This is a genomic window from Pedobacter humicola (assembly GCF_056490705.1).
Genome location: NZ_JBWJIG010000005.1, coordinates 254934 through 271242, shown reverse-complemented (window position 1 = coordinate 271242; position 16309 = coordinate 254934). Strand labels below are relative to the sequence as shown.

Annotated in this window: 13 protein-coding genes; 9 read left to right on the top strand and 4 right to left on the bottom strand. The window is 40.4% G+C overall.

Annotated features, from left to right (window positions below; all coding sequences use genetic code 11):
* The first annotated feature begins 26 nt into the window (after positions 1-26).
* Together AC04Q1_RS10915 and AC04Q1_RS10910 are read left to right on the top strand one after the other, a co-directional pair.
* Positions 27-890, top strand: coding sequence for a transglutaminase-like domain-containing protein (locus AC04Q1_RS10915; protein ID WP_478364506.1), 864 nt, complete (start codon positions 27-29; stop codon positions 888-890).
* 18 nt (positions 891-908) lie between these two features.
* Entirely contained in the window at positions 909-2033 is a 1125-nt protein-coding gene (locus AC04Q1_RS10910; RefSeq protein ID WP_478364505.1) for a glycoside hydrolase family 18 protein, read from the top strand.
* Between the two features lie 63 nt (positions 2034-2096).
* Here AC04Q1_RS10910 and AC04Q1_RS10905 read toward each other — a convergent pair whose 3' ends face one another.
* The 3 genes from AC04Q1_RS10905 to prfB form a co-directional block, all read right to left on the bottom strand.
* Positions 2097-2735 (bottom strand): DUF6266 family protein, encoded by a 639-nt coding sequence (locus tag AC04Q1_RS10905; protein WP_478364503.1) that lies wholly within the window; start codon positions 2733-2735, stop codon positions 2097-2099.
* Positions 2736-3103: 368 nt separating this feature from the next.
* Positions 3104-3982, bottom strand: coding sequence for an alpha/beta hydrolase (locus AC04Q1_RS10900; protein ID WP_478364501.1), 879 nt, complete (start codon positions 3980-3982; stop codon positions 3104-3106).
* A 46-nt stretch (positions 3983-4028) separates the two neighbouring features.
* Positions 4029-5103, bottom strand: a protein-coding gene (gene prfB / locus AC04Q1_RS10895; protein ID WP_478364499.1) for a peptide chain release factor 2 whose coding sequence is annotated in 2 segments (ribosomal slippage) — positions 4029-5042 and positions 5044-5103 — 1074 coding nt in all. Because the reading frame shifts where the segments join, the coding sequence is not laid out codon by codon here.
* A gap of 425 nt (positions 5104-5528) precedes the next feature.
* On the opposite strand from prfB, the gene AC04Q1_RS10890 reads away from it, so the two are divergent.
* Complete coding sequence (locus AC04Q1_RS10890; RefSeq protein ID WP_478364497.1) at positions 5529-6785, top strand: 6-bladed beta-propeller; 1257 nt, start codon at positions 5529-5531, stop codon at positions 6783-6785.
* 13 nt (positions 6786-6798) lie between these two features.
* Positions 6799-9624 (top strand): hypothetical protein, encoded by a 2826-nt coding sequence (locus AC04Q1_RS10885; RefSeq protein ID WP_478364495.1) that lies wholly within the window; start codon positions 6799-6801, stop codon positions 9622-9624.
* A gap of 17 nt (positions 9625-9641) precedes the next feature.
* On the opposite strand, the gene AC04Q1_RS10880 is transcribed toward AC04Q1_RS10885, so the two are convergent.
* Positions 9642-10946 carry an amidohydrolase gene (locus AC04Q1_RS10880; protein ID WP_478364494.1) on the bottom strand — a complete coding sequence of 435 codons (1305 nt, stop codon included), beginning with the start codon at positions 10944-10946 and terminating at the stop codon, positions 9642-9644.
* A 439-nt stretch (positions 10947-11385) separates the two neighbouring features.
* Between AC04Q1_RS10880 and pgi the strand changes: the two genes are divergently transcribed.
* The 5 genes from pgi (at position 11386) to AC04Q1_RS10855 (ending at position 16257) form a co-directional block, all read left to right on the top strand.
* Positions 11386-13032, top strand: coding sequence for a glucose-6-phosphate isomerase (pgi, locus tag AC04Q1_RS10875; protein ID WP_478364492.1), 1647 nt, complete (start codon positions 11386-11388; stop codon positions 13030-13032).
* Positions 13033-13866: 834 nt separating this feature from the next.
* A complete protein-coding gene (locus AC04Q1_RS10870; RefSeq protein WP_478364490.1) occupies positions 13867-14202 on the top strand; it encodes a hypothetical protein in 336 nt (111 codons plus the stop codon).
* A gap of 67 nt (positions 14203-14269) precedes the next feature.
* The gene (locus AC04Q1_RS10865) at positions 14270-14812 is read left to right on the top strand and encodes a YceI family protein (protein ID WP_478364488.1); all 543 of its coding nucleotides are present in this window, start codon (positions 14270-14272) and stop codon (positions 14810-14812) included.
* Positions 14813-14817: 5 nt separating this feature from the next.
* Positions 14818-15765, top strand: coding sequence for a DUF5777 family beta-barrel protein (locus tag AC04Q1_RS10860; protein WP_478364486.1), 948 nt, complete (start codon positions 14818-14820; stop codon positions 15763-15765).
* Between the two features lie 39 nt (positions 15766-15804).
* Complete coding sequence (locus AC04Q1_RS10855; RefSeq protein ID WP_478364484.1) at positions 15805-16257, top strand: QcrA and Rieske domain-containing protein; 453 nt, start codon at positions 15805-15807, stop codon at positions 16255-16257.
* The last annotated feature ends 52 nt before the right edge of the window (positions 16258-16309 follow it).

Genomic DNA, 16309 nt, shown 5'->3' with positions numbered 1-16309 from the left:
AAACACCGCAAACGTATGTATGTTTTATGGAAAATAACGCAGAGATAAGTGCTTTAGTAAAATTATTGGACGATCCGGACCAGGAAGTGTACCAACATGTAGAGAAAAAACTGCTTGAATATGGTGGTGAAGTAGTCCATTTTTTAGAAAATGCCTGGGAACAGTCTTTCGATGGCTTGTTACAGGAACGTGTTGAAAGTATTGTACACCAGATCCAGTTTAAAACCGTAAAAGAAGATTTAAATTTATGGTATTTAAGTGGTGCTTTCGATTTATTGCAGGGTGCATTAATTATCAACCGCTATCAATATCCCGATTTAGACGAACAGAAGGTAATCAATCAGATTGAAGAGATCAAGAGAGACATCTGGCTCGGTCTTCAGTATGAAATGAGTTCGGTAGAAAAGGTGAAACTGATCAATCATGTTTTATATCAGCAATATGGCTTTGGTGGCAACACCAAAAACCACCACGACCCACAAAATTCTTACCTCAACCAGGTTTTAGACAGCAAAAAAGGCAACCAGATTTCGCTGGCCATTATTTATTCTACCCTGGCGCAAAAATTAGATCTTCCTGTTTATGGGATCAATTTACCGCAGCACTTTATTCTGGGTTATATAGATGATAGCAAACAGGAAGGAACGGAATATGGTGTACTTTTCTACATCAATGCTTTTAACCGTGGCAATATCTTTGGCAAACACGATGTTGACCAGTTTCTGCGCCAGCTGAACTTAGAGGCCTTGCCCGAATACTACCGGCCCTGCAGCAACACCGATATTATCCGCCGTGTAATCAGAAACCTGATTTCGGCTTACGAAAATGCCGGCGCTACAGAAAAAGTTGCCGAACTGAACGAATTGCAGGATATCCTTGCAGAAAAATAACCCTTTCAAACTAAACCCGTGCACAAAAGAATCCCGAACCACCACACCATTGCATTCCGTTTTATTGCCGTAATCATCCTGACATTATTCTTCAATATTCAGTTAAGGGCACAAAAAACAGCAAAGCCTAACGTTATTGCTTATTATTCAGGGCAAAATTCGGTGATCGATAGTTTCCCGATTGAAAAACTCAGTCATCTGATCTATAGTTTCGGTCACTTGAAAGGCGACAGCTTAAATATCAGATCTGCTAAAGATTCTGCACTGATTAAAAAGATGGTGGACTTGAAAAAACGCAACCCTGATTTAAAGGTGATGATTGCCATGGGCGGCTGGAGTGGCTGCGCACCTTGTTCGGAGGTATTTAGCCGGGCCGACGGCCGGAAAACATTTGCCAAAACCACCAAAGAAATACTCAACTTTTTCCATGCCGATGGCATAGACATGGATTGGGAATACCCGGCTGTAGTAGGTTACCCCGGACATCGCTATACCCTTGACGATAAACACAATTTCACTTTACTGATTAAAGAACTCCGTAAAAAACTGGGCAAAAAAGCAGAAATCAGTTTTGCCGCAGGCGGTACCAAAAACTGTATCGATTCTTGTTTCGAATGGGACCAGGTAATGCCTTTGGTAAACAGGGTAAATGTAATGAGTTACGATCTGGTAAGCGGTTATGCCACTACAAGCGGTCACCACTCACCCTTATACGGCACCCCACAGCAAGAATTATCTGGCGATTATGCGGTAAAAGCCTTAATCGGCTTAGGTGTCCCAGCACACAAAATAGCCCTTGGCGCAGCATTTTACGCCCGGATTTTTGGAAATACCACCGATGCCAACCAGGGTTTATACCAGCCTACGAAATTTATCAGTGGTACTTCTTATAAAAACTTTAAAAAACAGTTCTCTACCGAAAACGGCTATAGTTATTATTGGGATGAAACAGCCAAAGCCCCGTACTATTATAATCCGCAAACCAAATACCTTGCTACTTTTGATGATCCCAAATCAATCTCTTTAAAAACCAAATACGTGATCGATCAAAAATTAAACGGCATCATGTTCTGGGAATTAACAGATGATGCCTATACCAATGGACTATTGGATGTGATTGACAAAACGATAAAAGGTATTTAGACCATTTAAGCCCGGATTTACGCATCGCACTTATTCTGCCCAACGATCTCTGGTTACCAGTTCTTAGTGATTGATTATACCCACATAGGTACTCATGGCTATACGCTTCCGATCGTCGGATATAAAAGAAATCCAGACATGGTAGGGTTTTAACTGCTTGCTTTTAGGAAGTTCCAATAACTCGTAACCGGCTTGCCGTCTGGCTCCGCTAAGTATAAAATGTGCAAAATGATCGGCCTCATTGTACACCGCCAACATGACCTGATCATTGTAAACGGCATTTAAATCTTCTTCGTTATTTGCCCAGGTAAAATGCAGACCAATATCGTCGCTGTTAACAGTGGTGTGTACAGCTCCGGCAAGATCTCCAGAGCTTAACAAAACCTTCGCGTAATCGAGTTGCTGATCTTCGTTAAGTGCATTTAACATGAGGTAGGATTTTGCAGCATTATGTGCCGACATATTTTTAGATCGCGCGGTAATGCCAAAACCCACCCTAACAAAAGGCAGTAACGGACTTAAGAAATGTTGTACGGCGGTAAAGCCCCGCCTGCATAGCTCCTGATGATTAGAAGCCTTTTTTTTGTGTTTGTTTATTGCGGATAAAGATCTGATTACCCATTTGCCGTTTGCATAATAACCCACAACACTGCCAACTTTACCCCGAAAGCCGCCATTGATACCATCATTTAATATTGCCATGTTTTTAAAAATTTAATACTCAAAAAACATCAGGGACAATATGTTTTTACTAAAACTAATATAAGTATAAACCTACAGGATGTCAAGAGTTACGATGTATTAAATTCGGCGATAGCACGGATTTAATCCGGGTACAATTGTCACAGCTCCGTCTGGGATCCGAAGAGGCTCCGAAGAGGATCCGTCTCAACCCATAAGTGTATACCTCCCGATTGTCTTGTGGATCTCTTGCAAAACCAGGCAATAAAAATCCCCAATCGCATATGGTGCGGTTGGGGATTACTCATATTTTAAAGATGGATACCCGTTACAGATATAGTTTAAGCTATATTTTTACATGATCAGTAGCGGTTCAGTTGCGCTGTTTGTTAAAATTTTTCCTTTTTCATCCAGTCAGCGAGCAGGTTAAACCAATCTACATCAGAAGTTTTGTTGATTAAGCCAAAACCATGACCGCCTTTTTCATAGAGATAGATGTCGGAATCTACCTTGTGCTGCCTTAGAGCTTCGTTCATTAAAACACTGTTTTCGAAAGGAACCGTTTGATCATCTTTAGCATGCACGAAGAAGGTTGGAGGTGTCTTTTTGCTTACGTTTTTATTGGCCGAGAAATAATGTTTTAAGCTATCGGGAGGATTTGGCCCCAATAAATTTTTCATGGTCCCCGTGTGCACCGATTCTTCGAAACTGATGACCGGGTAAATTAATGCAGCGAAATTCGGTCTTAAATCGATCTTTTCAGGGTCAGCGATTTTAAGATCGTTATAGTGGGTTACCAGTGTGGATGCAAAGTGTCCGCCAGCCGAAAAGCCCATGATCCCGATCTTATTGGTTTTTATCCCATATTTTTTAGCGTCCTTTCTGATCAGATAAATGGCCTGCTGTGCATCCTGCAATGGTCCGTAGGTTTTATCCACCATAATCTGATCGCTTGGCAAACGGTATTTTAGTACGAAAGCGGTTATGCCAATGGCATTAAATCTTTTGGCTACATCTGTTCCTTCGTGACTGAAAGCCAGGGCAGCATAGCCCCCACCCGGGCAAATGATTACCGCTGTACCGGTAGCGATATCTTTTGGCGCTTCGAAAACCGTAAAGGTAGGTACCGATACTTTAGTCACACTTAGGGTGCCGTTGCTCCGGACTTCGGTATTTTCTACATAATCAGCAGGTGGAACTTTGGCACCTGGAATTTCTCCGGCATATAAGGGCACAACTTCTTGCGCATAAGTGGAATTGATTGCCATAAGCAACAGGATTATAATGATGGATGACTTTGCCATATTTTAAATTTTAAAATTCCATTAAATAAGCTTTCAAGAAATCGTTGATATCACCATTTAAAACGGCATCAGGATTTGAGGTTTGATAATTGGTACGGTGATCTTTCACCCTCCTATCGTCAAGTACATAACTTCTGATCTGCGAGCCCCATTCTATTTTTTTCTTTGATCCTTCTACCAGTGCGGTTGCCTCATTACGCTTCCGCTCTTCAATTTCGTACAATTGAGATTTCAGTAAACGGATCGCGTTTTCTTTATTCTGCAACTGCGAGCGCGACTCCTGGTTTTTAATAATAATGCCCGATGGTTTATGGTATAACCGTACGGCCGTTTCAACCTTGTTTACATTTTGTCCGCCAGCGCCACCAGCCCTAAAAGTCTCGAATTCAATGTCCGCCGGGTTAATATCAATCTGAATGGTATCATCAACCAGTGGATAAACATATACCGAAGCAAACGAGGTATGCCTGCGGGCATTCGAATCGAATGGCGAGATCCGCACCAGGCGGTGTACACCATTTTCGCCTTTAAGATAACCGTAAGAGAAATCACCGTCAAACTGAAGTGTTACAGATTTTATACCGGCAATCTCCCCTTCCTGACTGTCTTGCTCGGTAATTTTATAGCCATTTTTTTCGCCCCACATCATATACATGCGCATGAGCATATAAGCCCAATCGCAGCTTTCGGTGCCTCCGGCCCCGGCAGTAATCTGCAATACGGCAGACAGCTGGTCTTCCTTGCTGCGGAGCATATTTTTAAGCTCCAGTTCTTCTACAGCGGTTTTACTGATCTCGAATTGATCTTGCAGTTCTTTTTCGGAAGCATCTCCCGATTGAAAAAACTCAAACATCACCACGGCATCCTCAACCGCGTTATGGGTTTGGTTAAAGCCATCAGTCCATTTTTTTTTAGAACTGATTTCGGCAAGAATTTTTTCTGCTTTTTTTGGATCGTCCCAGAAATCGGGCGCCATTGTTAATTTTTCTTCTTCGCGAATGGCGTAAAGTAGCTCATCAACGTCAAAGATACCTCCTCAGCGACGTTACTCTGTCCCTTAAATCCTGAATATTTTCTTTGGTCATGCAACAAATATAGTAATAAAGACAGCTTTTCCTTGCGATCGCCCGGAAGTTTAGCGTTGCGGGTTTGGCGATCAGTTAACCAGTTTAAACAATTAACCTTCTTAGCTGGGAGTTTGGAGTTGGGAGCTTGGAGTGAGTTAATCGATTAATCAGTCTTACGCTTAGGGTTTAGCGCTCAATTTCAGTTAACCGATCTAGTAGTCGGAAGTCAAAAGTCAATTAATCGATTTAGACAATCCCATTCCAACATTATTCCCGTTAATTTTTGTTAAAAAATTAAAATTAATGATCAACTAATCATTTAATTCATTAATTTCCCAGCAGAATAATCAGATCAGTGGGAATTAAATCAGGTGATTACCAGATGGTATAATTACAGCGCGATCGGATAGATTTATACTAATATTAACCTCTAACCAATATCAATGAAAATGCGCGCTCTCGTTTTAGCGTATTTGTTTTCCTGTACTGTAGCCTGGGCTCAGCAAGGTAAAATAGATAGCACTGAAATGCTCACCCTAAGAATCGATCCTCAAAGTGCACATGGTGCAGCTGTATCCCAGGTTTTTAGCGAAGTAGAATTTATCCCCCTCGAAACTACTAAAGAAAGTCTTTTTGGGAACATTAGCCAATTTAAGATTATCGGGGATAAATATATCATTTTCGACTATGATACGAAGTCTATCCTAATTTTTGAAAAAGACGGGAAGTATAAAGCAAAGATCAATGCGAACAACATGCAACCTGAAAAAAATGATAAGAACAAAGCAGAGTTTTATGGCTTTTTCATTGAGAAGGAAAACAACACCAATTACATCGTTGTTTTTACCGGACCACGCATTTTTTATTTTGATTTAACAGGTAAGCTGGTTAAAAAAATAATGGAAAAAGATTATGCTAACCGCTACAATACGCGTGATTTAAAATTTGCAGATCAAAATACCATAGTCCGCCCTGATTTTTTAGCAAAAAAAGGTAAGGACAGTACCTATTATGAACTGGGTATCATCAATAAAAATAAAGATTCTGTAGGTTATTTCCCTTATAATATAAACAGGTATGAAAACGATGAGTTTTGGAGTCCAGGTGCTCGTTTTTATCAATCTAGCCCCAACGAGGTACTTTATTTAAATTACCATTCTTACGATATCTTTAAAGTCAGGCCTGCTCAAGTTTCGCTTGCCTACCACATCATATTTCCCGCAACCAACTCACTCCCCAATGATTTTACCACCAATCCGGTTTACGTTAAAAAAAGAGGGGAATATTTTAAAAATAACCCAAAGGTATTTTACGCGCTAAGCAACACATTACTGGTTGGCGATAACCTATATTTCAAACTGCATAGCTATGGTTTTGACAGGTCGATGAAAAAGGCCTTGATTTACAACCTCAAAACGAGCGAGCTCACCTCGGTACAGGATCTGGAACCTGACGCGCTTTCCTATTTTCTACCGGTTACAGATGCCAATGGCGACTTCTACGATTTCATTAACCGGGGCTTCCAATTATATGAAAATGGCTATCTCTACACCAATTATTCTTCTTTGGCCATGTTTACCTTTAAAGAACAGAGCGAAGGCAAAACAACCCAATATCCGCCCAGCCTGGAAGCCTATTTTAAAACGCAAAACAAAAAGAGCAATCCCGTTCTGATCAAACTTAAGCCTAAACAAAACTAATCTACCCAGCTAAATGCACCATCTTCAACGCTATCTCACCTTACTTTTATTCCTGTTCAGTTTTTACAATGCCCAAGCCCAGCAGGCCAATCCTGCACAAATAGGCGCTGTAAAGGGTGTAATTAGAGATACCACCCACAATTACAATTTAAAATCGGCTACCGTATCGCTATTTAAAGGCGACAGTACCCTGGTCAGTTATCAGTTGAGCAATAGTTATGGTGAGTTCAATTTTAAAAACCTGCCCCTGAATGCTAAACTGTATGTAGAAATCAGTCATGTAGGCTACCAATTGTTACGAAAAAGTTTCCTCATTGCCGATGGAAAAAACGCGCTTGATCTAAAAACACTGATTATTGCCACGAAAGACAATAACTTACAGGATGTAGAAATCAGGGTGCCACCGATCAGCATGAATGGCGACACCCTGGAATTTAATGCCGCTGCTTTTAAGTTGGATAGCAATGCCGTTGTAGAAGATCTGTTGCGTAAAATACCCAATGTAACCTTATGGGGCGATGGGCAGATTACCGTTAATGGCCGCGAGGTAAAAAGTTTACTGGTAAACGGGAAACCCTTTTTTGGCGGTGATTTTAAGATGGCCACGCAAAACATTGCTAAAAATGCTTTGGATAAAGTGCAGGTTTACCGGGAAAGGAATGAAAAAAACCCACTCGATAGTACTTTGACCGTAAATTTAAAACTCAAGAAAGGTAAAGACATCGGTTACTTTGGTAAAATCGGTGCGGGTTATGGCACCACCAAAAAATATGAAACGGATGCCAGTTTTAATATGTTTTCACCAAAAATGCAGCTGGGCATTATAGGCGCGAGCAACAACATCAACAAAACAGCCGGTAACATGAGAACACTCACGGCCAACAGCACTTTTAAAGGATTAAATACCAATGTTGAGTATCAGCCCGATTTTAGGCAGCCAGGTATAAACCAACCGAATATCGGCGGTGTAAGTTTTACCTACAATTTCATCGAAAAGCCCGAATACAACAAAAAAAGCACCTTAGATGCCAATTATTTTATCCAGAACAGAAACTATGAGAACGTATCTGATGCAAAGACCACCACCACTATAAATGATACGGATAAAATATTCGACACCAGTACCACTACGGGAAATTCGGCATCAACCAGTCAAAGCTTCAATTCGAGTTTCGAATATGCAAATAAAAACCAAAGGTTTGATATTAACCAATCGATGTCTTCAAACAACGGCACTTCGAACAACGATACCCAAACAAGTGCTTTTAATGGGCAAAATATGCTCACCAGTACCAATAATGGCAAGTCGCAAAACAACTTTAACAACAAGGGTTTTAATCTTGGCATCGAGTATGGATTATCACCCAATTATACCTCCAGAAAAGAACACCAGTTTAATGGCCTTACCGCAAATTACCGCTTATCGATAAATGATAACGCTACTCAAAGATCGAATTTAACCACTTTCCGATCATTTATAAACCCCGCTTCCAATACAGACTACGATAGAAGATATGATTATCAGCGGGAATCTTTCAACCAGTCTTTATTGTTACAACTGCCCAATTTAAAACAGCTGTTGTTCGGTTATAAAAATCTTGCGGGCTTCGACTTATCTCTTAGCAACAATTTAGAATTGAACAACAATACCGAGCACAACCGGGTAGAAGATTTAAAGGGAAATGCTTATGTTACCAATAGCTATTTGAGCAATAATACCAAAACAAATGTGGTTGATGAAACCCCTGGTTTAACGCTAACTAAATCTTTCCGTAAAGGTTTATCAAACAGGTTCGACAAGAACTTAAGATTTGAGCTTTCGGCAAAACACCGTTTTATTTTTCAGGATAACCGATCAGATCAGGTGCGGCAGAACATTAACCGGGCTTATAATACCTTTATACCCGAAATCAATATTAATTATAGCAATTACCAGTACGGCGATTTTTACAGATCAATGTCTTTAACTTATCAAACCAATATCAATATCCCATCCCTTGAGCAACTGGCCCCGCTAATCGATAGCACAAACGTATATAACCTGCAAATAGGAAATATTAAATTGAGGGAAGCTAAAGACAGGTCTGTTAATTTCAACCTCAACCATTCGGATCAAAAAAGTAAAAATACCTTAAATTATAATGTAAATGTCTCTGCAGGCATGATTGAGGATGCGATTGTCGACAGTATTTTTATCGATAATCAAAACAAGCGTACCATTTATTTAATCAATGCGAGTGGAAATAAATATTTAAATGGAAGCGGTTATTTAAGAAAAACATTTAAACTAAAAACCTCAGAACTGCAGCTCAGCCTAAACGGCGGTATCAATATTGCTAAGAGTGCGAGTTACCTGAATGATGTATTCAGTTTTTCGAACACCTTAAATACCAATGCAAAACTCAGTTTAAACTTTACCTATAAAGATAAATTTGCTACTGAGGTTGGACAGGGATTTAATACTTACCGGTCGGCACAAGAGGCTTTCGATACCAAATATAGCGGCTCAAATTTAGCCAGCACCTTAAGTAGCATTTATAACATTACCAAGAAATTTACGCTAAGCAGCAACATCAGTTTTAATTCGAGCAAATCGAACAGCGCGGCCAATATTAACTTTACCATCTGGAATGCAAATGCTACGTACCGGTTTTTGAAAGGGAACAACATCGAGTTTAAATTCTCGGCCATGGATTTATTGCATCAGAACACCAACATCATTAATTATGGTGGTGCCAATAGTTTTACCATAGGCACACAAAATGTATTACAGCAATATTTTATGGCAACCATATCGTACTTTCCAAGGCAGTTTGGCAAAAAGCCCGTAAAGAAATAAGATGATCAAACATCATCTTATTTCTTCATCGACATATAATCTAAAGTAAGGTTAGCCAGTAACTTCACCCCCAACACGAAACCACTTTCATCAAGATAAAAATCGGGGGTATGGTGAGAAGGGGCTTTCAACGGGTCTTTACCTTTTGGCATTCCTCCCAAAAACACAAATAATCCAGGTACTTTTTCCTGGAAGAAAGAGAAATCTTCTGCGCCGGTAACGGGTGGTTTTAATTTCACATGCTCCTTACCTGCGGTTGATTGCATGCTTGGCAGCATTTTTTCGGTTAGGGCAATGTTGTTAAAAGTAACCGGATAATGGTTGCTATAAGGGATTTTAACTTCGGCCTTTGCACCGCCCGCTTCGGCTGTTTTGGTTACGATGGTTTTAATCCTTTCGATAAACATGGCTTCATCTTCCTTGCTAAAGTTGCGTACCGTACCGAGCATTTCTACTTTTTCGGGGATGATGTTCGATCGTACGCCGCCGTTTATGGCACCGATGGTTACCACACCCGGATTTTCGGTCACATTTAAATTTCTGCTTACAATGGTTTGCAGGCTATTGATAATCTGCGCCGAAACCACCACCGGATCGATACTGCTCCATGGGTAAGCGCCATGTGCCTGCCTGCCGGTAACAGTAATCTTCATGTCGTTTACCGCGGCCATGGTACCACCCGGGCGATAGGTAACGTCACCAACCTCGGTTTGAGAATTGATGTGCAGACCAAAAATCACGTCTACTTTAGGGTTCTCGAGTACACCTTCTTTAATCATCAAAGCCGCCCCACCTTCGTCGCCTTCAGGTACGCCCTCTTCGGCTGGTTGAAATATAAATTTCACGGTTCCCTGAATATCTTTCTGCATGGAAGCCAATACTTCAGCCACGCCCATTAAAATGGCCACGTGGCTATCGTGTCCGCAGGCATGCATTACGCCAACTTCCTGTCCGTTATACTGTGTTTTTACCTTTGAGGCAAAGGGCACATCTACCCTTTCGGTAACGGGCAGGCCATCCATGTCGGCACGCAATGCCACCACTGGCCCTGGTTTACCACCTTTTAAAATCCCTACAACACCGGTTTTAGCTACACCTGTGGTTACTTTGATGCCCAATGATGCTAAGTGTTTGGCAATAATGCCCGCTGTTCTTACTTCTGTATTGCCCAGTTCGGGGTGCTCATGGAAATCGCGGCGCCAGGTAATCACTTTTTGTTCGATGGCATCGGCTTTTTTCGAAACCAATGGTCTTAAATCTGATTTTTGGGCAAATGCATTTAATGCCAATAAGGAAAGGCCGAGCAGGCATGTTTTCTTCATAAAAATGAACTGTTTAGGTTTAGTTGTCCTAAGCTAAGCAATTTTAGGGAGAGATGAAATTGTGCCCTGCTATGCACTGGTAATTTTTAGATTTGTCAACTTTAATGGCCATTCTACTATTAAAGTTGACAGATCTTCCTAAAACATCCCTTCAGTTTATCTCTTACCCCACATATCAGAATATAGACTTCAATATATCAGTTATATGATTTCATTAAAGCACATTGCCCTTATATCATTTATATAGGTCAGAAAAGAAAAAATAGGCGCATCGCATTAGGATGTTTTATAATCTGGAACTTGCTTCCCCAAATCATAGCGGCTAATTTTATTACATTTTATATCCATAAAGAAAATTTAATATCTCCTTAACGATTTTGAACATTAAAAAGACCGTTTTAAATTTTTGCTTTATTACTTTTACAAAAAAACAAAGATTATGTTACCTAAAATAAATTTCACAGAAACTGAGGCCTACAAGTATTTAGCCGATCATTTTATAGATATTAATCAAAAAAGCATTAAGGATCTTTTTGCTGAAGATGCAGATCGTTTCGATAAGTTTTCCGTTTTTTTTGAGGATATTTTATTAGACTACAGCAAAAACCGCATCAGCGATGAAACTTTGGCACTGTTAATCCAATTGGCACGCGAGTGTAAACTGGATGAAGCCATAAAATCGATGTATAACGGCGATAAGATTAACGAAACGGAAGACCGTTCGGTACTCCACATTGCTTTGCGCAACCTCAGCAATACGCCCATTTTGGTTGATGGTAAAGATGTGATGCCTGAAGTCAACGCTGTACTGGCTAAAATGGAGAAATTCAGCAACAGCATTATCAGCGGCGAATGGAAAGGTTATACGGGCAAAGCCATTACAGATGTGGTAAATATTGGTATTGGTGGCTCTGATTTAGGCCCGGTAATGGTTACTGAAGCTTTAAAACACTATAAAAACCACTTAAACATCCACTTTGTTTCCAATATTGATGGTACCCACATCGCCGAAACCTTAGCAGGTTTAGATGCCGAAACTACTTTATTCTTAGTGGCTTCAAAAACCTTTACCACACAAGAAACCATGACCAACGCGCACTCTGCCCGTTCGTGGTTTTTAGAAAAAGGAGGAAAAGAAGATGATATTGCCAAACACTTTGCAGCATTATCGACCAATGCCAAAGATGTTTCGGCTTTTGGTATCGATACTGAAAATATGTTCGAGTTTTGGGATTGGGTTGGCGGCCGTTATTCGTTATGGAGTGCCATTGGTTTATCCATCTCATTAAGTATCGGTTTTGACAATTTTAAACAATTGCTGGCCGGTGCACATGCAACCGACAATCATTTTAAAACAGCTGAATTTGAAAGCAACCTGCCTGTAATCTTAGGTTTATTGGGTATTTGGTACATCAATTTCTACAATGCAGAAACACAGGTTATTTTACCATACGACCAGTACATGCACCGCTTCGCGGCCTATTTCCAACAGGGTGATATGGAAAGTAACGGTAAACATGTAGACAGGAACGGTAACGAGGTTGATTATGAAACCGGACCGATTATCTGGGGCGAACCGGGTACCAACGGTCAGCATGCCTTTTACCAACTGATCCACCAGGGTACCAGGATTATTCCTGCCGATTTTATTGCGCCAGCACAAAGTTTAAACCCATTGGGCGATCATCATCCCATTTTACTCTCCAACTTCTTTGCACAAACAGAAGCTTTAATGAACGGTAAAACGGAAGAAGAGGTTACCGCCGAATTAAAGAAAGAAGGTAAATCTGAGGCAGAGATCGAAAAGATCGCACCTTTTAAAGTATTCGAAGGCAATCGCCCAACAAATTCCATATTGCTAAAAAAAGTAACGCCATATACTTTGGGCAGTTTAGTGGCCATGTATGAGCATAAAATATTTGTACAGGGCGTGATCTGGAACATCTTCAGTTTCGATCAATGGGGAGTAGAGCTGGGCAAGCAACTGGCCAAAAAGATTCTTCCGGAATTATCCGGCAGTGAAAAAGTTTCAAGCCACGATAGTTCAACAAACGGTTTAATCAACCAGTATAAAGCCTGGAGATAAAATCATCTTAAAAAAAGCGGGTTTAACACTCGCTTTTTTTGTTTACCTCCATCTTTGGTATAAAAACTAACCTAATACCTTAAATAAAGCTGCCAATTCGCAAAGGCAGCTTATTATTATTGCCTTTTTATAAAAAAACTGTACATTAGTAACAGTATTTATCCCTACCAATATTCATCCCACATTTATTTACACAGTTTAATTGCCTTTTGTTGAAGGGCAATGGTAATGCTATAATTTTAAATATTGAAAGATGAAAAACAAGGCAACCTTTAGAACCCTCAGTAGGAAAGAATCAAATCAAAAAAAAAGCGGAGGTCAACCCGCACTTCTAAGCCCTTACAATAGCTCAATTGTATTCGACAGGCTAAAAACATAACTGCTTCAGCAATGGTACTGAAATGTCGTACTGCACAAATCTGATGGTTAATTATTGGTCTATGAATTTGCCGCGATTTAATCTCGGACAAATCTTATATTTTTTTTATTGCGGAGCAACCAAATGAAAAACGCTTACGTAATGATTAAGATTTCAAGAGAAATGCTATTTGAAAACCCTGCCGCATCAAATTGGCAATAATTTTTAAATAAACAGAACATAAACCCTAAAACTATCTGGATATGACCTCAAAAAAACAGGTTATCGTGATTTTATTCGCTGCCTTTCTGATCATGTTGTGTATATCAACGAAAGAAAAGCAAAATTAGCTGCTTATCAGCAAAATCCCTAACAATTCTTCTCTATCAAATGACTTAACAAATAAAGAATCTACCTCCAATACACATTTTAAATAATTACCTATGAAAAAACAAAATTACATCTTCTTACCGGCCATGTTTGTGACATTACTTTTTGCCTGTTCCAAAAAACAAGCAGAGGAAATCAAGCCCGATAGTCCGATCACTACCGGCCCGACACCAGTAACTACTGCAAACGTAACCTACACTAATTTTGCAGGTGCACTGTTCCAGACTAAATGTAACAATTGCCATGGCCCTAACGGTTCAGTTAAAGTTGTATGGGCATTCAACGGTTTGGCCTCTATAAAAAGTGATGCACGTGTGGCCAACAGCGTCTTAGTGACCAAAACCATGCCTCAAGGCGGTACGTTAACGGTAAGCGAACGAGAATTGTTACAGGCATGGTTTGACAAAGGCATGCCAGAATAGTGCATTCAAACTAAAAAGATTAAGCTCTGCAAAAAAATATTTATCTAATCACTTAATTATTTCACCGATGCAAAAACTACTTTTCACCTTAATGACCCTGTTACTATGTACAGGCTTAAGAGCGCAGATATGGGTAAGCAAAAACGTAACTTCTTCATTTTTTTCTTCAACACCCGTAGAAGATATTGATGCGCAGAGCAAATCAGGGGCCTCGGCCATCAATACCAAAACCAATGATATCATTTTCAAGATCAATAATACTTCTTACGAGTTTAAGAAAAAATTGATGCAGGAACATTTCAACGAGAATTATATTGAAAGCGATAAATATCCTACCTCGGATTTTAAAGGGAAAATTGTAGAACAGATCGACTTTTCGAAACCAGGTACCTATCCCATCACCGTAAAGGGAAATCTGCAGATCCATGGGGTTACCAAAGAATACCAAGCTAAAGGATCGCTGGTGATTACGGGTGATGAAGCTAAGGCAACCTCTTCCTTTAATGTAAAACTGGTCGATCATAATATCAAAGTTCCTACGATTGTTTTCAAACAGATTGCAGAAACTATACTCGTAAAAATGACTGCTATTTACCAACCTAAAAAATAAACCTTATGAAATATCATCTAAAATCTCTTTTATACTTATTTGTTATCGGCTTGCCATCGCTGGTTTTTGGGCAGGATTCGCTTGAAAATGCCTTGCAGATGCCTAAAGAAAAAGGTAATGTAAAGGCCACTTTTAAAGCCACCAAGCTCATTAACATACAAACCAACGAAACCATTTACAGGAACGAACTGGATTTCAGGGTAGATCACCGGTTTGGAGATATTGCAGGTAGTGCGGGGGGGACCAAAAACTTTTTCGGGCTCGATCAATCAACAGATATCCGTATTGGTTTTGAATACGGGATCAGCGACAGGCTTTCGGTAGGTTTATCAAGGGCAAAGGGAGCCGGGGTAGTTACACAACTTTACGAAGGAAACTTAAAATACCGGCTTTTGGAACAAACCGCCGACGATAAAATACCTCTTGCGGTAACTTTATTTGGCAGCACTACCCTTTCTGCAGTAAAAGCTTCGACCGACCCGACCGCAGCTAATGCATTCGGCGAATTCCAGGACCGTTTGGCTTATGTGGTGCAAGCAGTAATTGCACGCAAATTTAACCCGAACTTCTCGGTGTTGGTGATGCCGTCATACGTGCACCGCAATTTTACTGTTTTTGGCGACCAGAACGATATGCTTGCGGTGTCGGTTGGGGGTCGTATTAAAATTACTAAACGCATGGCTTTTGTGGCAGATTATACAATTCCGTTCAGGGATAAAGATAAAAAGGCTTATCTCGAAAGTACTTCAGGCAATCAATATTACAACACATTGGGTGCCGGACTGGAGTTTGAAACTGGTGGTCACATTTTCCACCTCAACTTTACCAATGCCACGGCCATACAGGAATCGCAGTTTATAACCGACACCAATACTTCCTGGTTAAAGGGACAATACCGTTGGGGTTTTAGCATTGCCAGAAGGTTTTCTTTTGACAAGAAGAAAGCAAAGTAGATCAAATTCAACCAAATCATAACCAACAAAACAATTATTATGGAACGTAACGAATTTATCAAATCTTTAGGCCTTGGTGTGGCCTTGGTATGTACAGGAGCCTGCTTTTCGGCCTGTGGCAAAAAAAGTGATTCACCTGAGCCCAGCACGCCAAATGGCGGTGGTGTTCCTACCGGAACCACGGCAAGCGTAGATCTGAGCACCCAATTATTAACTGTTGGTGCCTCTGTTGTGGTAAACAGCATTTTGTTTATCCGCACTGCAACTGGAAATGCGACAACTTCGTTTGCCGCTACGCAGGCGGTTTGTCCACACCAGGGTGGTGCACTGAGCTTTATCCAGGCCAGTAATTATATCCAATGTGGCTTGCACAGTTCGAGATATACCACTACAGGCAGTATTTTGGCACAGCCTAATGATGGTGGCACCACTAATGCATTAAAAGTTTATCCGCTTACGGTTTCGGGAAATACACTAACCGCAACAGCTTAATTTTTTTGTTTTTAAGGGTAAAGCAGTATCTTAAGGGGTACTGCTTTTTTAT